At 73.5% G+C, this 20,984-nt stretch carries 18 protein-coding genes and 1 pseudogene; 14 read left to right on the top strand and 5 right to left on the bottom strand.

The features are described 5' to 3' along the window. Together FYW95_RS13180 and FYW95_RS13175 are read left to right on the top strand one after the other, a co-directional pair. A pseudogene (locus FYW95_RS13180) lies at window positions 1-117 on the top strand (MerR family transcriptional regulator); the annotation flags it as partial. Window positions 118-420: 303 nt separating this feature from the next. Next, a complete protein-coding gene (locus FYW95_RS13175) occupies window positions 421-1,095 on the top strand; it encodes a polyamine aminopropyltransferase (protein WP_159942801.1) in 675 nt (224 codons plus the stop codon). A gap of 19 nt (window positions 1,096-1,114) precedes the next feature. On the opposite strand, the gene FYW95_RS13170 is transcribed toward FYW95_RS13175, so the two are convergent. Continuing rightward, window positions 1,115-2,686 carry a cation:proton antiporter family protein gene (locus FYW95_RS13170; protein WP_159942664.1) on the bottom strand — a complete coding sequence of 524 codons (1,572 nt, stop codon included), beginning with the start codon at window positions 2,684-2,686 and terminating at the stop codon, window positions 1,115-1,117. A gap of 126 nt (window positions 2,687-2,812) precedes the next feature. On the opposite strand from FYW95_RS13170, the gene FYW95_RS13165 reads away from it, so the two are divergent. Next, on the top strand, window positions 2,813-2,992 hold the full coding sequence (locus FYW95_RS13165; RefSeq protein ID WP_159942665.1) for a hypothetical protein: 180 nt from the start codon (window positions 2,813-2,815) through the stop codon (window positions 2,990-2,992). Window positions 2,993-3,018: 26 nt separating this feature from the next. Here the strand turns inward: FYW95_RS13165 and FYW95_RS13160 are convergent, their stop codons facing one another. Next, window positions 3,019-4,020 carry a LacI family DNA-binding transcriptional regulator gene (locus tag FYW95_RS13160; protein WP_159942666.1) on the bottom strand — a complete coding sequence of 334 codons (1,002 nt, stop codon included), beginning with the start codon at window positions 4,018-4,020 and terminating at the stop codon, window positions 3,019-3,021. A gap of 150 nt (window positions 4,021-4,170) precedes the next feature. On the opposite strand from FYW95_RS13160, the gene FYW95_RS13155 reads away from it, so the two are divergent. Genes FYW95_RS13155 through FYW95_RS13135 form a run of 5 tightly spaced genes read left to right on the top strand, consistent with a single transcriptional unit; the run spans window position 4,171 to window position 9,808 of the window. Then, window positions 4,171-4,725 (top strand): TRAP transporter small permease, encoded by a 555-nt coding sequence (locus tag FYW95_RS13155; RefSeq protein WP_159942667.1) that lies wholly within the window; start codon window positions 4,171-4,173, stop codon window positions 4,723-4,725. After that, complete coding sequence (locus FYW95_RS13150; RefSeq protein ID WP_159942668.1) at window positions 4,722-5,996, top strand: TRAP transporter large permease; 1,275 nt, start codon at window positions 4,722-4,724, stop codon at window positions 5,994-5,996. The genes FYW95_RS13155 and FYW95_RS13150 overlap by 4 nt, the downstream gene beginning before the upstream one ends. A gap of 28 nt (window positions 5,997-6,024) precedes the next feature. Beyond that, window positions 6,025-7,020: a DctP family TRAP transporter solute-binding subunit gene (locus FYW95_RS13145; protein WP_159942669.1), complete on the top strand. Its 996-nt coding sequence runs from the start codon at window positions 6,025-6,027 to the stop codon at window positions 7,018-7,020. 41 nt (window positions 7,021-7,061) lie between these two features. Further along, complete coding sequence (locus FYW95_RS13140) at window positions 7,062-8,948, top strand: bifunctional sugar phosphate isomerase/epimerase/4-hydroxyphenylpyruvate dioxygenase family protein (protein ID WP_159942670.1); 1,887 nt, start codon at window positions 7,062-7,064, stop codon at window positions 8,946-8,948. Further along, window positions 8,945-9,808, top strand: coding sequence for a shikimate dehydrogenase (locus tag FYW95_RS13135; protein WP_159942671.1), 864 nt, complete (start codon window positions 8,945-8,947; stop codon window positions 9,806-9,808). Before FYW95_RS13140 ends, FYW95_RS13135 begins: the two co-directional genes overlap by 4 nt. Before the next feature lie 44 nt (window positions 9,809-9,852). On the opposite strand, the gene FYW95_RS13130 is transcribed toward FYW95_RS13135, so the two are convergent. Continuing rightward, window positions 9,853-10,614 carry an SDR family NAD(P)-dependent oxidoreductase gene (locus FYW95_RS13130; RefSeq protein WP_201294839.1) on the bottom strand — a complete coding sequence of 254 codons (762 nt, stop codon included), beginning with the start codon at window positions 10,612-10,614 and terminating at the stop codon, window positions 9,853-9,855. 225 nt (window positions 10,615-10,839) lie between these two features. On the opposite strand from FYW95_RS13130, the gene FYW95_RS13125 reads away from it, so the two are divergent. The 3 genes from FYW95_RS13125 (at window position 10,840) to FYW95_RS13115 (ending at window position 14,434) form a co-directional block, all read left to right on the top strand. Further along, window positions 10,840-11,430, top strand: coding sequence for a TetR/AcrR family transcriptional regulator (locus FYW95_RS13125; protein ID WP_159942803.1), 591 nt, complete (start codon window positions 10,840-10,842; stop codon window positions 11,428-11,430). Window positions 11,431-11,519: 89 nt separating this feature from the next. Then, window positions 11,520-12,614: a hypothetical protein gene (locus FYW95_RS13120; RefSeq protein WP_159942672.1), complete on the top strand. Its 1,095-nt coding sequence runs from the start codon at window positions 11,520-11,522 to the stop codon at window positions 12,612-12,614. Between the two features lie 272 nt (window positions 12,615-12,886). Further along, window positions 12,887-14,434, top strand: a complete 1,548-nt coding sequence (locus FYW95_RS13115; RefSeq protein WP_159942804.1) for a glycoside hydrolase family 10-like protein — start codon at window positions 12,887-12,889, stop codon at window positions 14,432-14,434. A gap of 73 nt (window positions 14,435-14,507) precedes the next feature. Here the strand turns inward: FYW95_RS13115 and FYW95_RS13110 are convergent, their stop codons facing one another. Then, window positions 14,508-15,080, bottom strand: coding sequence for a suppressor of fused domain protein (locus tag FYW95_RS13110; protein WP_159942673.1), 573 nt, complete (start codon window positions 15,078-15,080; stop codon window positions 14,508-14,510). A 136-nt stretch (window positions 15,081-15,216) separates the two neighbouring features. Beyond that, window positions 15,217-15,693: a hemerythrin domain-containing protein gene (locus FYW95_RS13105; protein ID WP_159942674.1), complete on the bottom strand. Its 477-nt coding sequence runs from the start codon at window positions 15,691-15,693 to the stop codon at window positions 15,217-15,219. A 125-nt stretch (window positions 15,694-15,818) separates the two neighbouring features. Here FYW95_RS13105 and FYW95_RS13100 point away from each other — a divergent pair, with 125 nt between their 5' ends. The 3 genes from FYW95_RS13100 (at window position 15,819) to FYW95_RS13090 (ending at window position 20,929) form a co-directional block, all read left to right on the top strand. Next, entirely contained in the window at window positions 15,819-16,484 is a 666-nt protein-coding gene (locus FYW95_RS13100; RefSeq protein WP_159942675.1) for a TetR/AcrR family transcriptional regulator, read from the top strand. Window positions 16,485-16,642: 158 nt separating this feature from the next. After that, entirely contained in the window at window positions 16,643-20,020 is a 3,378-nt protein-coding gene (locus FYW95_RS13095) for a pyruvate carboxylase (protein ID WP_159942676.1), read from the top strand. Window positions 20,021-20,080: 60 nt separating this feature from the next. Further along, window positions 20,081-20,929, top strand: coding sequence for an NAD-dependent protein deacetylase (locus tag FYW95_RS13090; RefSeq protein ID WP_159942677.1), 849 nt, complete (start codon window positions 20,081-20,083; stop codon window positions 20,927-20,929). The last annotated feature ends 55 nt before the right edge of the window (window positions 20,930-20,984 follow it).

Genomic DNA, 20,984 nt, shown 5'->3' with positions numbered 1-20,984 from the left:
GCCTTCGAGGCCGCGATCGTGGCCCGCTGCCAGGCCCTGCAGGAGCAGTTGGCGATGGCCGAGGAATTCGCCGGACGCCTGCGCGAGCAGCGCACCCGCAACAACGCGACCGCCTGAGGTCCCCGGCGCCGCCTCCGCCCCCCCGTTCCCGAGCCGGCGCGGGCCTCCTCGGCCGCGGCAGCCCCCGACCACGCCTCCGGGCGCTTCCGCCGCCACGGCGCGGAGGCCGGGACCACCGTCCCGGACGGGCCGGCGCCCACCCGTTCCCCCTGGCGTGTACCGGGGAGCGGCCGTCGCGCGGCGCCCGGGGCCGCTAGGGTCGGGCCAGGCGTGGCGCGTCACATGTGCCCACGCGGCCGAACCGACCGAAGGGCGAGGACGAGCGTGCGTTTCCAGGAACTGGACTGGCGGGCCACACCGATGGGGGAGCTGAGCCTGCGCCGTCGGCACGACCCCCTGCTTCGCGAGGAGGTCTACGAGATCAAACTCGACGACGACTTCCTGATGTCGAGCGTGTTCACCGCGGCCGAGGAGGAGCTGGCCCGGCTGGCCCTGGCCGAGCTGACCGGCACCGGTCTGCGCGTGGTCGTGGGCGGCCTGGGGCTGGGGTACACGGCGCGGGCCGTGCTGGAGAGCGCCGACGTCGGCTCCCTGGTCGTGGTGGACACCCTCGCCGAGGTCATCGACTGGCACCGGCGGGGGCTGATCCCCTCCGGCGCCGAACTGGTCGCCGACCCCCGCTGCCGCCTGGTGCACGGGGACTTCTTCGCGATGGTCGGCGGCGGCCCGCAGGAGCCGCCGCTTGCGGAGGAGGGGCGCTGGAACGCCGTGGTCGTGGACATCGACCACTCGCCGAGCCACCTGCTGCACCCCGACCACGCCGCCCTCTACACGCCCGAGGGGCTGCGGCGCCTGTCCGAGCGGCTCCTGGTTCCGGGCGGCGTCTTCGCCCTGTGGTCCAACGAACGCCCGGACCCGGGGTTCACCGCCCGCCTGGAGCGGGAGTTCGCCCGGGCGCGGGCCGAGGTGGTCAGCTTCCCCAACCCGTTGCAGGGCGGCGAGGCCGCCAACACCGTCTACGTCGCGGTGGCCTGACCGGGTCGGGGCGCGGCGGTCAGCCCCCCGAGCGTTTGATGGCGTCGTCGACGAGGGCGCGCCCCGCCTCCCCGTACAGGTGGAACACCGCGCCGGCGCCGCGCTCCCGCAGTTCCTCGATCTCCTCGTCGCGGGTGACCACTCCGGCGATCGGGGCCCGGCAGTCGTCTCCGCGCAACTGCTCCAGCGCCGCCAGGTTGCCCCTCTGGTGCGGCATGGCGAGCACGATCAGCTCCACGTCCGGGTCGAGGCTGAGGCGCGCCCAGAAGTCGGAGTCGGTGGCGTCCCCCTCCACCACCCAGTAGCCCTGTTTGCGCAGCCGGGCCACGGTGGCGGGGTCGTGCTCCACTCCCACCGTCGGGATCCCGCGCAGTTCGGTCAGCCGGTCGTAGGCACCGCGCCCGATCCGTCCCATGCCGAGCACCACCGCGCGGGCCTCCCCGATGTCGATGGGGCGGTCGCCCTCCAGGAGCTCGTCGCGTTCCAGGGCGGACAGCCGTGGTGCGCACAGCCGGTACAGGGACTCGCCCACCGCGTTGACCGGCGCCGAGAGGACGAAGCTGAACGCCACCGCCAGCGCCAGGACCACCAGCCACTCGTCCGTCAGCCACCCCTGGGAGGCCGCCAGCGCCCCGACGATGAGCCCGAACTCGGAGAAGTTGCCCAGGGTCAGCCCGGCCAGGAGGGAGGTGCGTCCGCGGAGGCGGAAGCGCAGGAACAGCGCCGTGAACAGCACGCTCTTGACCGGCAGGAGCAGGAGCAGCAGCAGCGCCGTGACCAGGACCTCGCCGCTGGGCATCGCCGTGAGGCCGATGCTGAGGAAGAAGCCGACGAGCAGCAGGTCCTTGACCGCGAGCAGGGACTTGGCGAGGTTCGCGGCGTTGGCGGCGGGTGCGAGCAGCAGGCCGACGACCAGAGCCCCCAGGTCCCCCTTGACGCCCACCGCGTCGAACAGGGCGTAGCCCAGCGCCAGCGCGGCCACCACACCGAACAGCGCCCGCATCTCCCCGCGGACGATCCGGTCCAGCAGGAGCCGCAGCAGCGGGGCCAGGGGCACGAGCAGGACCAGCGCCAGGGCCCAGGGGCTGGGGTAGGCGCCGGCGGAGGAGGAGATGAAGGCGACCGCGAACACGTCCTGCGTGATGAGCACGCCGATGGCCAGGCGCCCGTAGAGCGACCCGGACTCGCTGCGCGCCTCCAGCGCCTTGACCGCGAACACCGTGCTGGAGAAGGACAGCGCGAAGCCCAGCAGGAGCAGGACGGGCCACCCGGTGCCCTGCAGCAGGGACAGTCCGGTGAACTTCAGCGCCCCGAAGAAGACCGCGATCAGCAGGGTGGACGTGAGCATGTGGACGGTGGCGGTCCCCCACACCTCCCGGCGCAGCAGGGAGCGCACGTCCAGTTTCAGCCCGATGGTGAAGAGCAGCAGGGTGACGCCGAGATCGGCGGCGCTCTCCAGTGCCGGGGTGGGCGCGTAGCCGAGGGCGTTGAGGACGAAGCCCGCCACCAGGAACCCGACCAGGGGAGGCAGCCGGAGCGCCAGCGCGCCGAGGCCTCCGGCGAACGCGGCGACGATGAAGGCAGGTTCCATGTCTCCTCCGCCTCACGGGTCGGTCGGAAGGGGCGCGGTCGCCGCGGCCCCGACCGGGGCGGCGGTTACCGCCTCGGTGCGCGGGTAGACGCCAGAGTACCCACCCCCCGAACTGGGAGAACAAGCATGTTCGCCACCATCGCCGCGATCCTGTTCGGACTCGCCCTGCTGCTGGAACTCCTGGGTGAGAGTATCCAGGACCTGGTCACGCCCCGCGCCCTCGCCCTGGCCGGACTGCTGTTCCTGGCCCTGCACGTGGCCGGTTACGGCACGGGCTGGGGCGGGCGCTGGGGGCGCCGCCGCTGACCCGCGCGTTCCACCGGCCGCTTCCCTCACCCGGGGGCCGGTCCGGTGGACTCGCGGATGACCAGGTGTGAGGGAAGCATCACCCTCCGGTCGGGCGCGCGCGCCGTGGAGCGGGACCGGTTCTCCAGCAGGAGCTCGACCGCCGAGCGGCCCGCCTCGTCCTGCGGCCCGGCCAGGGTGGTCAGGGAGGGCACGCAGAAGTCGGCCCCGAAGATGTCGTCGTAGCCCACGACGCTGACCTGGCCGGGCACGGCCACCCCCCGCTCGGCCAGGCGGCGCAGCACGCCGATCGCCAGCAGGTCGTTGTGCGCCACCACGGCCGTGGCCCCCGTGACCAGCACCGCGTCGGCCGCGGCGCCGCCGCCCACCACCTTGGGCGGGAAGGGGCCCAGGCGAGTGGCCCTGATCCCGAGGTTGCGGGCGCTGTCGTGCAGCGCGTGCCAGCGCTCCCCCGCCACCCAGGACTGGTGCGGTCCCGAGAGGTAGACCATCGACTCGTGGCCCAGTGAGGCCAGGTGCTCCACGATCTGGCGGCTGCCCACGCGGCTGTCGACCACGGCGCTGGGCAGACCGCGTACCTCCCGGTTGACCAGGGCCAGGTTGTGCTCCTCGGCCAGCTCCCAGATCGTCTCGTCGGACATGCGGCTGGAGGCGAGGAGGAAGCCGTCCACCGAGCGGGCCAGGCGTTCGATCTGGGTGAGCTCGTTGTCGGCGGACTCCTCGGTGTAGCTGAGGATGAAGGTGATCCCGGCTGCGGAGGCTCGCCGCTCGGCCCCCCGGATGGTGCCGAAGAAGTGCGGGTTGGTGATGTCGGGCACCAGCATCGCCACGGTCGCGGTCCGCCCCGACTGCAACGCGGTGGCCAGCGGGCTGGGCCGGTAGCCGAGGCGCTCGGCGACCCCCAGGACGTGCTCGCGCGTGGCGGCGTTGACCCGGCGCGGGTTGCGCAGGGCGCGCGAGACCGTGGAGGCGGCCACACCGGCCTCCCGGGCCACGTCGTAGATGGTGGTGCGTTTCGGGGAGTTCATAGTGCTCTTCTACGCCTTGTGACAACTTTTGGCAATCGCTTGCCACAGCGCGAACGCGAAACCTAGGGTTCACACCAACCTCAGGTGAGGCGCGTCACGCGGCCTTGACCTGCGCCGATACCGCCCGTTCGTTGAGTGGAGCCCGTCCGGATGGCAGACAGACCCCCGATCCCCGATGACCGACCCCCGCCGCCGCGCCCCGCGCCGGTCCGGTGGCTGGAGACGGCCGAACTGGTCGCCGGGGTCGCGCTGCTCGCGCTGATCCTCGTCCTCATGCTCCTGCAGGCCACGCAGCGGCACCTGCCGGTGGCCGGCTGGGTCTGGACCGGGGAGCTGGCCCGGCTCGGGCTGGTCTGGCTCACCTTCTCCCTGGTCGGCTACCTGCTGGGCCGGGACGAGCACATCACCCTGAAGGTGGTGGACTTCCTCCTCGGGGACCGCGCGCTGCGCGCGGTGTGGATCCTGGCCAACCTCGTGGTCGCGGCGGTGGGCGTCATGCTCACCCTGGAGGCCGCCGAGCTGGTCTTCGGCGGGTCCCCCCAGACCACCCCGGCACTCCGGATCCCCGTGTCCCTCACCTACGCGATCCCGCTGGCCGGCGTGGTCCTCATGACGCTGCGCGCCGTGGCCAACGCCGTCCTGGTGCCCGAACCGCCCCAGCGCGAGGGCCGCCCCGCCGCCGACTCCGGGGAGGCCGCCCGATGAGCGCGGTCCTGGTCATCGTCGGCATCCTCGCGCTGCTGCTCCTGCGCGTGCCCATCGCCTTCGCGATCCTGGGCCCCTGCCTGGCCTACATGGCCGTCGGAGGCCAGTCCACCGGGCTGAGCCTGCGCACCGCCGCCCAGGAGGTCAACAGCTTCCCGCTGCTGGCGGTCCCGCTGTTCATCCTGCTCGGGGTGGTGGCCAACCACACCGGGATCGCCGACCGGCTCTTCGCCTTCGCCCGGCTGCTGCTGGGCCGCGTGCGCGGCGGCCTGGGCTACGTCAACATCGGCGTGAGCGTGGGCTTCTCCTGGATCAGCGGCACGGCCCTGGCCGACGTGGCGGGCATGGGCAAGATGATCGTCCCGGCGATGACCAAGGCCGGGTACCCGCGGCGGTTCAGTCTGGGCCTGACCGCGGCGACCAGCCTCATCAGTCCGATCATGCCGCCCAGCATCCCGGCGATCGTGTACGCGTCGGTGGCCGCGGTCTCCACGGCGGCGCTGTTCGCCGCGGCGGTCGTGCCCGCGCTGCTGGTCGCCGGCGGGCTGACCCTGGCGGTGTACCTGTGGACACGCGACAAGCCCGAACTGTCCGGTGAGCGCGCCGGACGAGGCGAACTGGCCGGGGCGGCCCTGCGCGCCCTGGGCCCGCTGGGCGCCCCCGCGCTGCTGCTCGGCGGCATCCTCAGCGGCCTGTTCACCCCCACCGAGGCCGCGGCGGTCGGCGTCGCCTACGTCCTGGTCCTGGGGCTGTGCTACCGCAGGCTGACCCCGAGCGCCCTGTGGCGGATCGGGGTGGAGACGGTCACCACGGCAGCGTCCATCGCCGTCATCCTCGCCGCCTCCGGCCTGCTGGGCTGGGTGCTGGCGCGCGAGCAGGTGCCCCAGCGGGTGGCGTCCTTCCTGCTGGGCCTGACCGACCATCCGGCCGTCCTGCTGCTGCTGGTGAGCGCGGTGCTGATCCTCATCGGCACGGTGCTGGAGCCCATCGCCGCGCTGGTCATCACCGTCCCGGTCCTGCTGCCCGTCGCCGTGCAGCTGGGCATCGACCCCGTCCACTTCGGCGTGGTCACCATCATCTGCCTGATGATCGGCCTGCTCACGCCCCCGATCGGCGGTGTGCTGTTCGTCCTCGGTTCGGCGACGCGCACCCCCATGCACGAGGTGTTCCGGGGCACCGCGCCGTTCCTCGTCCCGCTGGTGGCGGTCCTGCTGCTGCTCATCCTGACACCCGACCTGGTCCTGTTCCTGCCCGGACTCCTGGACCTGTGACCCGACCCTTCCCAAGGAGGAATCCCCCATGCGCGACACGACCCGCTGGGCCGCCCTGTTCCCCGTGGCGGCCCTGGCCCTGACCGCCTGCGGTGCCGACGGCTCCCACTCCGGCGAGCCGACCCTGACCTTCGCCAACAGCTACCCCGAGGACCACCCGCACACCCGGTGCGGCATCGACCTGGTCGCCGAGCGCGTGGCCGACGCCGACGCCGGGTTCTCCGTCGACACCTTCCCCAACAGCCAGCTCGGCAGCAACACCGAGACCTTCGCCTCCGTGATGTCGGGCGACATCGACATGGACGTGCAGGGCTCGGCGGCCCTGGGCTCCTCCTATGAGCCGATCGGGGTGCTGGACGCCGCCTACGCCTTCCGGGACGCCGACCACCTCTTCGGGTACTTCGACTCCGAGGACTCCCAGGCCCTGAAGGAGGGCTTCGAGGAGGCCACCGGCGCGAAGATCCTGGACGCCTGGTACTTCGGCGACCGCCACTTCACGGCCAACAAGCCCATCCGGGAGCCCGAGGACCTCCAGGGCCTGCGCATGCGCTTCCCGGACTCGCCCATCTACCTGGCCAACGCCGCGGCGATGGGCGCGGAGCCGACCACGGTCGCCTTCGAGGAGGTCTACCTGGCCCTGCAGCAGGGCACCGCCGACGGCCAGGAGAACCCCATCCCGACCATCGCGGGGGACAACTTCGCCGAGGTCCAGACGCACATCAGCCTCACCGGCCACCAGGTCGGCTCCCAGATGATCGTGGTCTCCGGCCAGACCTGGGACTCGCTGTCGGCCGAGCAGCAGGAGGTGCTGCAGGAGGCCGTCAGCTCGGTCCGCGAGGACAACCGCGCCTGCATCGAGGAGGCCGAGGAGCAGATCCTGGAGGAGTGGCGCGCCGAGGGAACCATCGAGATCGTCGACGACGTCGACGTCGAGGCCTTCCGCACCAGGGTCCAGGACTACTTCGCCGAGAACCTGGAGGGTGAGCAGCTGGAGCTCTACCAGTCCTTCCAGGAGACCGAGTAGCACCCCGCGTGACCGAGCACACAGAAGGAAGAGCACGACGCATGCGGCGTTCCATAGCCACCGTCTCACTCAGCGGAACCCTGGAGGAGAAGCTCGGGGCCGCGGCCCGGGCGGGGTTCGACGGTGTGGAGATCTTCGAAAACGACCTCATCGGGTCGGCGATGCCGCCCCGCGAGGTCCGGGCCCTGGCCGAGTCGCTGGGCCTGACCATCGACCTCTACCAGCCCTTCCGCGACTTCGAGGGGGTGGACGAGGCGCAGTTGGAGCGCAACCTGCGACGGGCCGAGGCCAAGTTCGCCCTCATGGTGGAACTGGGCGCGGACGTCATCCTGGTGTGCTCCAGCGTGGCCCCGGACACGGTGGACGACGACGCCCGGTCGGCGGCGCAGCTGCGCCGCCTGGCCGAGGCGGCGGCCCCCTTCGGGGTCCGCGTGGCCTACGAGGCCCTGGCCTGGGGGAGGCGGGTCAACGACTACCGGCACGCCTGGCGGATCGTCGAGCAGGCCGACCACCCCGGCCTCGGGGTGTGCCTGGACAGCTTCCACATCCTGTCCCGGGGCCACGACCCGTCCGCGATCCGGGACATCCCCGGGGACCGGATCCTCTTCCTCCAGCTGGCGGACGCCCCGCTCATACCGATGGACGTCCTGCACTGGAGCCGCCACCACCGCTGCTTCCCCGGGCAGGGCGCCTTCGACCTGACGGGGTTCACCGGCCACGTGCTCTCGGCCGGGTACCGGGGACCGCTGTCGCTGGAGGTGTTCAACGACGTGTTCCGGGCCTCCGACCCCGAGCGCACGGCCGCCGACGCCCTCCGTTCCCTGGCGGTGCTGGAGGACGAGGTGGGCCGGGCCATGGAGGACGAGCCGGCCCTGGCCGGCCCCGCCGAGCTGACCCGGCTGCCCGCGCCCACGCGGGCGCAGGAATACGCGTTCGTCGAGGTCGCGGCACCCGAGCACTCCGCGGAACGGGTGCGCGGCGCCCTGGGCGCGCTGGGCTTCGCGCACACCGGCGACCACCGGTCCAAGCCGGTGCAGCTGTGGACCAACGGCGACGCGCGGATCCTGCTCAACGCCACCGACCCGCAGCTCGGGCACACCTGGAGCGACGAGGCGGCGGTGACCGCCCTGGGCGTCGGGGTGGCCGACGCCGCCGAGGCGATGCGGCGGGCCGAGCGCCTGCTCGCCCCGCGCCTGCCCCGGCGGCGCGACCCGGCCGAGTCGGCGCTGCACGCGGTGGCCGCCCCCGACGGCACCTCGGTCTTCTTCTGCCCGCGGGAGCCCGCCGAGGGCGAGGACTGGCTGTCGGACTTCTCCGCCCCGGCCGCGGAGGCCGGGACCGCCGGGGCGGGGCCCGCGGAGGAGGTGGCCCTGAGCGGCATCGACCACGTGGGGCTGTTCCAGCCCTTCGACCACTTCGACGAGGCGTCCCTGTTCTACCGCTCCGTGCTGGGCCTGGAGCCCGAGCACGGCACGGAGCTGGCCGCCCCGGACGGCCTGGTGCGCAGCCGCGCGCTGAGCCGGAACGGGCGGGCGCCGCGCATCGCCCTGAACGCCTCCCTGCTGGGCCGGGGGCCGCACGAGGACGCCCGCGGCGGGCCCCAGCACATCGCCTTCGGGTGCGGGGACGTGTTCGCCGCGGCCGAGGCGATGCGGCGCGCGGGGGTCGAGCCGCTGCGCATCCCGGACAACTACTACGCCGACCTGGCCTGCCGCACGGACCTGGAGCCGGTGCTCCTCGAACGCATGCGCGCGTCGGGGATCCTCTACGACCGGGCGGGGGAGGGCGAGTTCCTCCACTTCTACACGCCGATGCTGGACGGACGACTGTTCCTGGAGGTGGTGCAGCGCAGGGGCGGGTACTCCGGCTACGGCGCGGCCAACAGCCCCTTCCGCATGGCCGCGCAGCGTGCGGAGGCGCGCCGATGAGCACCGACTCCTCTCTGGTGGGGCTGATCGGGACGGGCATCGGCCCCTCCCTGACCCCGCCGATGCACGAGCGCGAGGCCGCCGAGCTCGGTCACCGGCTCATCTACCGGACCATCGACCTGGCGGAGCTGCACCTGGCTCCGGAGACGGTCGGGGAGCTGGTGGAGTCCGCCCGCCACCTGGGCTTCAACGGGCTCAACATCACCCATCCGTGCAAGCAGCTGGTGCTGCCGCACCTGGACGAGCTCACCCCCGAGGCGGCCACCCTGGGTGCGGTGAACACGGTGGTGTTCCGCGGGGGCCGGGCCGTGGGGCACAACACCGACTGGTCGGGGTTCGCCCGCTGCCTGGAGCGGGGGCTGCCCGACGCGTCCCTGGAGCGGGTCGTGGTGCTGGGCGCCGGGGGCGCGGGCGCGGCCGTGGTCCACGCCCTGCTCACCCGGGGGGCGCGGGAGGTGGCCGTGGTCGACACCGAGCGCGGGCGGGCCCGGGACCTGGCCGGGCGGCTCGGGGAGCTCTTCCCCGGGGCGCTCTGCCTGGCGGAGGAGCCCTCCGCGCTGGAGGACCTGCTGGCCGAGGCGGACGGCATGGTCAACGCCACGCCGATCGGGATGGCGCACCACCCGGGCACCCCCGTGCCAGCGGACCTGCTGCGTCCCGCGATGTGGGTGGCCGACGTCGTCTACCGCCCCCTGGACACCGAGCTCCTGGGTCTGGCCCGGGCACGGGGCTGCCCGACGCTGGCGGGCGGTGAGATGGCGGTGTTCCAGGCCAGCCATGCCTTCCGGCTTTTCACCGGCCTGGAGCCCGACTCCGGGCGGATGCTCGCGCACTTCCGCGAGCTGCTGGAACGGGGCTGACCCCCGCCGGGCCCGCGCTCCGCGCGGGCCCGGCGGGGGCGGTCTCAGACCGCGGACCAGCCGTTGTCCACCGGCAGGACGGCGCCGCTGATGTTGCTGGCGGCGTCCGAGGCCAGGAACACGATGGCGGCGGCGAGCTCCTCGGCCCGGGCGACCCGGCCGACGTTGCCCGCGTAGTTGCCCAGCACGGCCGGGCCCGCGGCGGTGGAGACCTCGACGGTGATGCCGGTGGCGGTGCCGCCGGGGGCGACCGCGTTGACCCGTATGCCCTGGTCGCGGTACATGACCGCGGTGGACTTGACCAGGCCGACCACGCCGTGCTTGGAGGCGGTGTAGGCGGCTCCGGCGGCGCTGCCGCGCAGGGAGGCCTCCGAGGCGGTGAAGACGATCGAGCCCCGGCCCCGCCCGGTCATGTGCGGCAGGGCGGCGCGGGTGAGCAGGAAGGGCGCGGTCAGGTTGATCCGGATCAGCCGCTCCCAGACCGCGTCGGTGACGTCGGCGGTCGCGGACATGTCGTCCATGATCCCGGCGTTGTTGACCAGGACGTCGATGCCGCCCAGGGCCTCCAGGGCGGTGGACACGACCCGGTCCACCACCTCCGGGTCGCTGAGGTCGCCCACGACGGCCTCGGCCGTGCCGCCGCCCGCGCGGATCTCCTGGACAGCGCTCCCGGCGTTGTCGCCGTTGATGTCGGCGACCAGGACGCGGGCGCCCTCCGCGGCGAAGCGCAGTGCGCTCGCCCGGCCGATGCCGGAGCCGCCCCCGGTGACGATGACGTTCCTGCCAGCGAGCCCTGACTCGATCACGGCGCTTCCCTCCGGTGCTGTTCGGGGCTGCCTGCGCGGCGTCGCCCGGGGTGGCACACTGCCACGTCCCGTGTCACTCTAGGACTAATTGACACTGAGTGACAAATAATCCGGCCGGGGGGCCGTGTCGGCGCCGACCAGTAGAGTTGGCCCGCTGGCCGGACGCTCGGAAGGATGACTGTGGTGGAGCCCGCCAAGGCCGACGCCCGCCGGGGGCGTCCGCCGATGACCGAGCGGCGCAGACAGGCCGTGCGCCTGGAGATCGCGCGGGCCGCAGTCCGGCTGTTCACCCGGAAGGGGGTCGCGGGCACCACCGGCGAAGACATCGCGCACGCCGTCGGGGTCTCCACCCGGACCCTGTGGCGCTACTTCCCCACCAAGGAGAGCTGTGTGCGGCCGCTGCTGACCTCGGGCCTGCACGCGACGGCCGACCTGATGCGCCGCTGCCCCCGCGACGTGCCGCTGCTGGAGTACCTGGAGGAGGAGCACGCCCCCGACCGGGAGGAACAGCCCGCCTACGGCCCGGTGGCGGACCTGATCAGGATGACCCGGAGCGAGCCCGCGCTCATGGCGGTCTGGCTGGAGGTGCACCACGCGGCCGAGGCGGTCTTCGCCCGGATCCTCGCCGAGCGCACCGGCGCCTCCCCCGAGGACCTGGAGATCCGGGTCCAGGCCGCCACGTTCAACGTGGCGCTGCGCCTGGCCGCCGAGGAGCAGGTGCGCCGGGGAGCCGGGGCCGACCGGAAGGCGACCGGCGCGCACATCCGCGCGGCCCTGGCCGTCGCCGCCCGGGGCCTGCCCGCCTTCACCGCCTGACCCGCCCGGAGGCCGCCGACCTGCGCGGAGGGTTCCTTTCCCGGGGCCGCCCGCGAGCGCCCGGGTCCGCACTCCTAGGGTCGTTCCCCGTGGAGACCGGGAGAGAGCTACACGAGGTCCTCGCGGGCGAGCCCCGCCAGGAGGGGCACGGCCTGCGGGCGGAGGTGGAGGTGACCGCCATGTCCTCGACCGAGGCGGTCAACCCGTGGGGGGACAGACCCGACAGGAAGCCGGTGCGCCTGGCCGCGCCGCTGCTCAGGGTGGTGGGCTCCCGGGGGTCGCGGCGGGTCGTCGTGGGCCAGATCCGGCTGCGCACCGCCGGGGACTCCCCTCCGCGGGTCACCCTGGCCGTGCGGGCGGCGTGGTCGGAGGACAGCGGCTGGCACCAGGGGGCGGCCGTCCCGCCGGAGGCCGACGGGGAGCTCACCGCGGCGCTGGCGCACCCGGCGCACGCGGTCGCCGGGGACGAACACTCCACCGCCGCGACCATGGCCAAGGCCTTCGCCGAGTCCTCGCGGGACGAGGTGCTGCGGTTGCGGGAGCTGCGCTACGAACTGGAGAGCCGGATGGCCGACCACCTGGCCGGGCGCGCGGAGCAGCCGCTGCGCCCCCTGCTGGCCGCTGCCGTGGAGCTGTCCACCGCCGTCGGCCGGGCCCGCGACCAGGCCGGGCAGGCGGCCCGGCAGGGGCTGTGGGTCTGGTTGTGGGACGGCGCGGCCTACCGGCGGCTGCGGGAGGGGGCGGGCTCCGGCTCCGAAGCGGAGCCCTCGTGGGCGGAGCCGCTGCGCGCGGGGGTCCGGCACTGCGAGGCCATGGAGGCCGAGCTGGCCCAGGAGGCGGACCGCCTGCAGTCCCTGCTGGGCAGCATGTCGACCTTCGCTGTGGCGCAGGGCGCCGAGGCGCAGGAGCGCTTCACGCTGGCCGTCGGCGCCGCGGCGGCCGTGATCGGGCTCCCGGCGCTGGTGCTGGCTCTGTACGGCGCCAACGAATACCTGCCGCTGGACTCCTTCGACCGCGCCTGGCGGGTGCTGCTGCCGATCGGGGGCACGGCCCTGGCCGCGGTGACCGCGGTGATCGCGTGGATGCCCGGTTCCTCGGGTGCGCGGCCCTACCTGGTGGCCGCGGGCGTGGTGGCCGCGCTCGTGTGCGTGCTGCTGGTGGCGGGCGCGCTGGTCCCGGCCTGAGCGGGGAACCGGTACGGGGTCCGGCCCGGGGGTTCGCGGACACAGCTCAGGGGTTGCTTTGCCCGACGCGATGAGATTCAAACCACCAATTCGCCATACTTTGTCCAAAACGTTACTTCTTCGCCTACTCTGAGGCCCAATGTGACGTCAACCGGACGTCAACGCAGCTCAGAGGAGTTTCCTTGACCCCTGGACCCACCCCTGGACGACGCATCGGGCTGGTCCCGCGCCGACGCTCCCGGTGGCTCGCGGTGGCCGCGGCCTCGGGGCTCATGCTGTCCGGATACGCACTCGTCGGCGCCGCCGACTCCGACTCCGGCTCCCCCGCGGCGTCCCAGCCCGCCCGCGGGTCCGTCGCCGGATGCGCGGACACCCGGGACAAGCGTGAGCTGCGCGGCGCCTGGCTGACGACGGTCGGCAACATCGACTGGCCGTCCGAGCCCGGGCTGAGCGCGGACGAGCAGAAGAAGGAGATGGACCAGCGCCTGGACGAGGCGGTCGACCTGGGCCTGAACACCGTGTTCCTGCACGTGCGCCCCACCGCCGACGCGGTCTACGAGTCGGACCTGGAGCCGTGGTCGAAGTACCTCACGGGCGAGCAGGGCGGCGACCCGGGCTACGACCCGCTGGAGTACGCCGTGGCCGAGGCGCACGAGCGCGGCCTGGAGCTGCACGCCTGGTTCAACCCCTACCGGGTCGGCATGAACTCCGACATCGAGGAGCTGGCCGACGACCACCCGGTCAGGAAGAACCCGGAGTGGCTGGTCACGCACGGGCGCGAGGGCTACCTCGACCCGGGCAACCCCGAGGTCCAGAAGTGGGTCACCGGCGTCATCATGGACGTGGTCGAGCGCTACGACATCGACGGCGTGCACTTCGACGACTTCTTCTACCCCTACCCCGCCGAGGACGCCGTCTTCGACGACGACGAGTCGTGGGAGAGGTACGGCGACGGCTTCGACGACCGCGACGACTGGCGCCGCGACAACGTCAACGAGTTCGTCGCGGGCGTGCACGAGCGGATCCAGGAGACCAAGCCCTGGGTGCGCTTCGGCATCTCCCCGTTCGGCATCTGGCGCAACGACACCAGCGACCCCACCGGTTCGGCCACCTCGGGCCTGGAGTCCTACTCGGCCCAGCACGCCGACACCCGCGCCTGGATCCGGGAGGGGACGGTCGACTACGTCGTGCCGCAGCTGTACTGGGAGCGCGGCTTCGACACCGCCGACTACGAGGAGCTGGTGCCCTGGTGGTCCGACCTGGTGGAGGGCACCGGCGTGGACCTGTACATCGGCCAGGCCGCCTACCGGGCCGAGGACAAGGGCTGGAGCGACGACACCCTCAGCAAGCAGCTGGACTACTCGGCCGACTACCCCGAGGTCGGGGGCGACGTCTACTTCTCCTTCAAGTCCCTGACCAACGTGGGGAAGAAGGCCTACGAGAACGTGGTCGAGGACCACTACGACGACCCCGCGCTGCCACCGCTGGCCGACGACTCCCGTGACGGCGAGCCGCTGGTGGGGGCCGTGGAGGGGCTGACCGCCACGGTCGAGGACGACCGCACCCGGCTGGAGTGGAAGGCCGCCGAGGGGGCGAGCTCCTACGCGGTCTACCAGCTCGACGCCGAGGAGGCCGCGCTGGTGGGCACGGGCGATCCGGAGCGGTACTGCGACGTGCTGTCCGCGGACAACCTCGTGGCCGTGACCGGGCAGACCTCGGTGGAGGACGGCGCGGACGAGGACAGCGCCTACGTGGTCACCGCGCTGGACGACTACCGCGTGGAGGGCCCGGCCGACGAGATCGCCGACACCAGGAGCTGAGCGGTCCGCCGACGGAACGCCGGGGCCCGCCGCCCGCGAGGGATGGCGGGCCCCGGCGTTCCGGGGCCGCGCCTCACACCAGGGGGGCGCGGCCCAGGTCCAGGACGTCGATCCCCTCGGCCTCCAGGATCTCCTCGAAGGCGTCGAGCGACTCGGCCGCGAGGAAGTCGGCCTCGCCGCGGTGCAGCGGCAGCAGCCACAGGAACCGCGCCCGGCCGGCCCCGGCCGGAGCCCACTCCAGCCCGGGCCCGTACGGGTGGGGCGGGCACACCAGCAGGTGGTCCATCGGCGAGCCGGGCATCCAGGGACGGCCCAGGTCGAGCAGGGACCCCACGTCGAGCCGGTGCTCCTCGAAGGAGTGCAGGCGGCTCACCGTCGCCAGGGTCTCGGCGTGTCCCTCCTCCGCCACGGGCGACATGAGGAGGAACTCGGCGCCGCCCGCCTCCTCCGGCAGGGACGCGCCCGCCGTCACGTACACCCAGGCGGGGTCGGTGCCCCTGGGCGCCACCCGGTGGACGGTGAAGCCGGGGAGCCTGTCGCGGACGGGTCCGTACTCCCCGTCAAGGGCCTCCACGGGGTGCCCGCTCCAGAACTCCCGGACATGCTCCTCCAGCGCGCGCAGTCGCGCGTCCCTCCCGGTGGTCACCGCACCCGCCCCCTCGCCGTGTTCCGGACCCTCCGAAGCACGAGCATCCGAAAAGCCCGATCCGTGCACATACCAGGGGCACAGACTACGGTGCCGCGCCCTTGATGCGGCACGGGGCGCGGTTCCGCGGCGAGGACTAGAGGGTGACGGGGCCGTAGGAGTTGAGGGCGTCGACGATCTGGCGCTCCTCGTAGTCCAGGTGGGCTTCGACCTCTCCGGCCAGGCGCTCGACCTCGTCGCGGACGAGGACGGGGTCGCCGCCCTCCACGAGTTCCTGGATACGGTCCAGCGCCCGGCTGATCACCGAGTGCTCCCGGGTCAGGCGCTCCAGGACCGGCGCGAGGTCCGGATGGCTCCGTGCCAGGCCGGGCAGCAGACGCCCGTCCTCGGCGGTGTGGTGGCCGTGCAGGAACTCGCAGAAGGACAGGCACTTCTTGCGCAGCTGCTGCTCCAGGGTCGGCGCGGTGCCGGAGGGACTGTCCCCGGCGGCGGCGAGGTCGCCGCGCAGCGCGGCCAGCTCGCCGCGGAGCATGTCGTGGATCTTGACGAGCTGGTCTCCCAGCGCCTCGATGCGCTGGCCCTGGGGAGCGGGGGCGGTGGTGTCGTCGTTCATGGGCTCGCTCTCGGGGAGGAAAAACGCCAGTTACTGGCAAAATACTTTCATCGGCACTATGCCACCACTGGCATAGGAGGGCAACGGTTTTTCCCGCCCGGCGGAGGCGCCGTTATGCTGGTCCGATGACCGCCGCATCCCCGGAGGAGTCCGCCCTTCCCCTGCGCGAGCGCAAGAAGCTGCGCACCCGGCGCACCCTGGCCGACACGGCGCTGGCGATGTTCCTGGAGCGCGGGTTCGAGGCGACCACGCTGGAGGACCTGGTGAACGCGGTCGAGGTCTCGGTGCGGACCTTCTTCCGCTACTACTCCTCCAAGGAGGAGGTGGCCATGGCCGCGGAGAACGAGCTGTGGGAGGCCTACGCCGACGAGGTCACCCGGCTGCGGATCACCGGGCCCGTGCTGCCGCACCTGCGGGACTGCTACACGGACGCGGTCCGGGGCCTGCCCCGGGAGTGGATCGGCCGCTATCTGGCCACCCGGCACCTGGCGGCCCGCACCCCGGCCCTGCACGTGTACCACGCGGGCACCACCCAGGACCTGCAGACGCGGATCATCGAACTCCTGGAGGAGAAGCTCGGCGTGGACAGCCGCGAGGACGTGCGGCTGCGGCTGATCGCGGAGATGGCCCTGGCCTCGGTGCGCTACGGGACCAAGAACTGGCTGCGCACCGACCCGGGCCGCGCCGGAGGCGCCGAGGCGCTCGCCACCGAGGTCGGTCGGGCCTTCGACGCCCTGCCCGGCGCGGTCACCCTGTCACCGGACACGCTCGGGAACGCCGTCCGGCGCTGACGGCCGACCGCACCGGAGCCGGGTCGGAGCGGACGCGCGACGGCGGAGGCGACCCCGGATGGTGCGGCCGCACGGCCCCGCGGTTATCGTGCCGGTGTTCCCCCGGGCCACGGCGACGGCGCCGGCCCCGGCACGACATCCGACCAGGAGGCACCGCCATGTTCCGCAAAGTGCTCGTGGCCAACCGGGGCGAGATCGCCATCCGCGCTATGCGCGCCGGGTACGAACTGGGCGCCCGCACGGTCGCCGTCTTCCCGTACGAGGACCGCAACTCGCTGCACCGCCTCAAGGCCGACGAGGCCTACCAGATCGGCGAGCCCGGCCACCCGGTGCGCGCCTACCTGTCGGTGGACGAGATCGTCCGCGCCGCCCGCGAGTCCGGCGCCGACGCCGTCTACCCCGGCTACGGCTTCCTGTCGGAGAACCCCGAGCTGGCCCGCGCGTGCGACCGCGCCGGGATCACCTTCGTCGGGCCGCCCGCCGAGGTGCTGGAGCTGACCGGCAACAAGGCCAGCGCCGTGGCCGCCGCCCGCGAGGCGGGCGTACCGGTCCTGGAGTCCAGCGAGCCCTCCGACGACGTGACGGCCCTGCTGGCCGACGCCGAGCGGATCGGCTTCCCCCTCTTCGTCAAGGCGGTCGCGGGCGGCGGCGGCCGGGGCATGCGCCGCGTCGCGGGCCCGGAGCAGCTGCGCGAGTCGGTCGAGGCCGCCATGCGCGAGGCCGCCTCCGCCTTCGGCGACGCCACCGTGTTCCTGGAGCGGGCCGTGGTCGACCCCCGCCACATCGAGGTGCAGATCCTCGCCGACGGCGAGGGCGGCGTCGTCCACCTCTACGAGCGCGACTGCTCGGTGCAGCGGCGCCACCAGAAGGTCATCGAGCTGGCCCCCGCCCCCAACCTGGACCCGGACCTGCGCGAGCGCATCTGCCAGGACGCGGTGCGCTTCGCCCGCCGGATCGGCTACCGCAACGCGGGCACGGTGGAGTTCCTCGTCGGGGCCGACGGCGGCCACGTGTTCATCGAGATGAACCCGCGCATCCAGGTCGAGCACACGGTGACCGAGGAGGTCACCGACGTGGACCTGGTGCAGTCGCAGATGCGCATCGCCTCCGGCGAGACCCTGGAGGACCTCGGCATCTCCCAGGAGGGCGTGTACGTGCGCGGCGCCGCGCTGCAGTGCCGCATCACCACCGAGGACCCCGCCAACGGCTTCCGCCCCGACACCGGGATCATCAGCGCCTACCGCTCCCCCGGCGGCTCGGGCATCCGCCTGGACGGCGGCACGTCGGCGGCGGGCACCGAGATCAGCCCGCACTTCGACTCGCTGCTGGTCAAGCTCACCTGCCGCGGCCGCACCCTGGAGGCGGCGGTGAACCGGGCGCGCCGGGCCGTGGCCGAGTTCCGCATCCGCAGCATCGCCACCAACATCCCCTTCCTCCAGGCGGTCCTGGACGACCCCGACTTCCGCGCGGGCCGGGTCACCACCTCCTTCATCGAGCAGCGCCCCCACCTGGTGAACGCGCGCCCCTCCGCCGACCGGGGCACCCGGCTGCTGACCTACCTGGCCGACGTGACCGTGAACAAGCCGCACGGGGAGCGCCCCCAGCTGGTGGACCCGGCCACGAAGCTGCCTCCGCTGCCCGGGGCCGGGTCCCCGCCCCCGGGGTCGCGCCAGCGCCTGGCCGAGCTGGGCCCGGAGGGGTTCGCGCGGTGGCTGCGCGAGTCGCCCGGGCTCATGGTGACCGACACCACCTTCCGCGACGCCCACCAGTCGCTGCTGGCCACCCGGGTGCGCACCCGCGACCTGGTGGCCGCGGCCCCGGCCGTGGCGCACACCCTGCCCCAGCTGCTGTCCCTGGAGTGCTGGGGCGGCGCCACCTACGACGTGGCGCTGCGCTTCCTGGCCGAGGACCCCTGGGAGCGCCTGGCCGCCCTGCGGGAGGCCGCGCCCAACATCTGCCTCCAGATGCTGCTGCGCGGACGCAACACCGTGGGCTACACCCCCTACCCCACCGAGGTCACCGACGCGTTCGTGGCGGAGGCCGCGGCCACGGGGGTGGACATCTTCCGGATCTTCGACGCGCTCAACGACGTGGAGCAGATGCGCCCGGCGATCGAGGCCGTCCGCGCCACCGGGACCTCGGTGGCCGAGGTGGCGCTGTGCTACACCGGCGACCTGTCCGACCCGGGCGAGAAGCTGTACACCCTCGACTACTACCTGGTGCTGGCGGAGAGGATCGTGGCGGCGGGGGCGCACGTGCTCGCCGTCAAGGACATGGCCGGGCTGCTGCGCGCCCCGGCCGCGGCGCGCCTGGTCTCGGCGCTGCGCCGCGAGTTCGACCTGCCGGTGCACGTGCACACCCACGACACCCCGGGCGGCCAGCTGGCCACCTACCTGGCCGCCGCCAACGCCGGGGCGGACGCGGTGGACGGCGCGGTGGCCTCGATGGCCGGAACCACCTCCCAGCCCTCGCTGTCGGCGATCGTGGCCGCCTTCGACCACTCCGACCGGCCCACCGGGCTGGACCTGGACGCGGTCAACGCGCTGGAGCCGTACTGGGAGGCGGTGCGCCGGGTCTACGCCCCCTTCGAGGCGGGGCTGTCCTCCCCCACCGGCCGGGTGTACCACCACGAGATCCCCGGCGGGCAGCTGTCCAACCTGCGCACACAGGCGGTCGCGCTGGGCCTGGGCGAGCACTTCGAGGAGGTGGAGGCGATGTACGCCGCCGCCGACCGCATGCTCGGCCGCCTGGTGAAGGTCACCCCCTCCTCCAAGGTGGTCGGCGACCTGGCCCTGCACCTGGTCGGCGCGGGGGTGTCCCCGGCCGACTTCGAGGCCGACCCCGGGCGCTTCGACGTCCCCGACTCGGTGGTGGGCTTCCTGCGCGGCGAGCTGGGCGTGCCGCCCGGCGGGTGGCCCGAGCCCTTCCGGACCCGGGCCCTCCAGGGCAGGAGTGAGGCGCGCGGCGTCCAGGAACTGAGCGAGTCGGACCGCGCCGGGCTGGCCGAGGACCGCAGGGCCACCCTGAACCGGCTGCTCTTCCCCGGCCCGGCCCGCGAGTTCGAGGAGCACCGGGCCGCCTACGGTGACACCAGCGTGCTCTCCAGCGCCGACTTCTTCTACGGCCTGCGCTCGGGTGAGGAGTACGCGGTGGACCTGTCCCCGGGCGTGCGGCTGCTCATCCAGCTGGAGGCGGTGGGCGAGGCCGACGAGCGCGGGATCCGCACGGTGATGGCCACGCTCAACAACCAGCTGCGTCCGCTCCAGATCCGCGACCGCGCGCTGGCCGCCACCGTGCGCGCCGCCGAGAAGGCCGACCGGAGCGACCCCGGGCAGGTGGCCGCGCCCTTCGCCGGGGCGGTCACGCTGACCGTCGCCGAGGGCGACGAGGTGGAGGCCGGGGCGACGGTGGCCACCATCGAGGCGATGAAGATGGAGGCCTCGATCACCGCCCCCGTGGCCGGGCGGGTCACCCGGGTGGCCGTGGACCGGGTGCAGAAGGTGGAGGGCGGAGACCTGATCCTCTGCCTCGGCTGAGGCCCCCGCCCGGCCCGCGGGCGCCGTCCGCGGGCCGGGCGCGGCACATACCCTGGAAGGGTGAGGAACACGCTCGACGCCGACGACCCGGCGGCCCTGGCGGCCCGGATGCGCGAGGCCCTCGGAGAGGGGCCGGTGGTGGCGCTGACCGGGGCGGGCCTTTCCACCGACTCGGGGATCCCCGACTACCGCGGCCCCGACTCGCCGCCGCGCACACCGATGACCTACCAGCAGTTCGTCGGTGACGCCGCCTTCCGCCGCCACTACTGGGCGCGCAACCACGTGGGCTGGCGCCACGTGCACCGCACCCGGCCCAACGACGGCCACCGGGCGCTGGCCGCCCTGGAGGCGGGCGGCGCCCTGGCCGGGGTCATCACCCAGAACGTGGACACCCTGCACCACGCGGCGGGCAGCAGGCGGGTGATCGACCTGCACGGTCGCTACGACCGCGTCATCTGCCTGTCCTGCTCCACCGTGGTCTCCCGGCAGAGCCTGGCCGAGCGGCTGGACGCGCTCAACCCCGGCTTCGCCGACACCGTCCCGGACGTGGAGGTCGCCCCGGACGCCGACGCGGTGCTGGCCTCCACCGAGGGGTTCCGGGTGGCCGACTGCGCCGCGTGCGGCGGCATGCTCAAGCCCGACATCGTCTACTTCGGCGAGAACGTGCCCAAGCCGCGGGTGCTGGAGGGCTACGCCCTGGTGGACGGAGCCTCGGCCCTGCTCGTGGCGGGGTCCTCGCTGACCGTCTTCTCCGGGCGGCGCTACGTCAAGCGCGCCGTGGAGCAGGGCAAGCCCGTGGTGGTCCTCAACCGGGGGAGCACCCGGGCGGACGAGGTGGCCGCGCTCACCGTCCACGGGGGCTGCTCCCCGGTGCTGACCGCCCTGGCCGCGGCCTACGCCGCCGGTTGACCCCGGCTGGGCCGCGCTGTCGCAGGGGACCCGCAGGTCGCCGACCATGGGTTAC

The organism is Nocardiopsis sp. FR4 (assembly GCF_009830945.1).
GTDB lineage: Bacteria > Actinomycetota > Actinomycetes > Streptosporangiales > Streptosporangiaceae > Nocardiopsis.
The sequence above is the reverse complement of the archived record's forward strand: the minus strand, read 5'-3'. Positions and strand labels throughout refer to the sequence as shown.

Bases quoted from the DNA above. Each gene is read 5' to 3' on its own strand.
- FYW95_RS13175 (WP_159942801.1), top strand. From the start codon at position 421: ATGGGGGAGCTGAGCCTGCGCCGTCGGCACGACCCCCTGCTTCGCGAG.
- FYW95_RS13170 (WP_159942664.1), bottom strand. From the start codon at position 2,686: ATGGAACCTGCCTTCATCGTCGCCGCGTTCGCCGGAGGCCTCGGCGCG.
- FYW95_RS13155 (WP_159942667.1), top strand. From the start codon at position 4,171: ATGGCAGACAGACCCCCGATCCCCGATGACCGACCCCCGCCGCCGCGC.
- FYW95_RS13165 (WP_159942665.1), top strand. From the start codon at position 2,813: ATGTTCGCCACCATCGCCGCGATCCTGTTCGGACTCGCCCTGCTGCTG.
- FYW95_RS13125 (WP_159942803.1), top strand. From the start codon at position 10,840: ATGACCGAGCGGCGCAGACAGGCCGTGCGCCTGGAGATCGCGCGGGCC.
- FYW95_RS13150 (WP_159942668.1), top strand. From the start codon at position 4,722: ATGAGCGCGGTCCTGGTCATCGTCGGCATCCTCGCGCTGCTGCTCCTG.
- FYW95_RS13115 (WP_159942804.1), top strand. From the start codon at position 12,887: ATGCTGTCCGGATACGCACTCGTCGGCGCCGCCGACTCCGACTCCGGC.
- FYW95_RS13140 (WP_159942670.1), top strand. From the start codon at position 7,062: ATGCGGCGTTCCATAGCCACCGTCTCACTCAGCGGAACCCTGGAGGAG.
- FYW95_RS13100 (WP_159942675.1), top strand. From the start codon at position 15,819: ATGACCGCCGCATCCCCGGAGGAGTCCGCCCTTCCCCTGCGCGAGCGC.
- FYW95_RS13095 (WP_159942676.1), top strand. From the start codon at position 16,643: ATGTTCCGCAAAGTGCTCGTGGCCAACCGGGGCGAGATCGCCATCCGC.
- FYW95_RS13160 (WP_159942666.1), bottom strand. From the start codon at position 4,020: ATGAACTCCCCGAAACGCACCACCATCTACGACGTGGCCCGGGAGGCC.
- FYW95_RS13135 (WP_159942671.1), top strand. From the start codon at position 8,945: ATGAGCACCGACTCCTCTCTGGTGGGGCTGATCGGGACGGGCATCGGC.
- FYW95_RS13145 (WP_159942669.1), top strand. From the start codon at position 6,025: ATGCGCGACACGACCCGCTGGGCCGCCCTGTTCCCCGTGGCGGCCCTG.
- FYW95_RS13105 (WP_159942674.1), bottom strand. From the start codon at position 15,693: ATGAACGACGACACCACCGCCCCCGCTCCCCAGGGCCAGCGCATCGAG.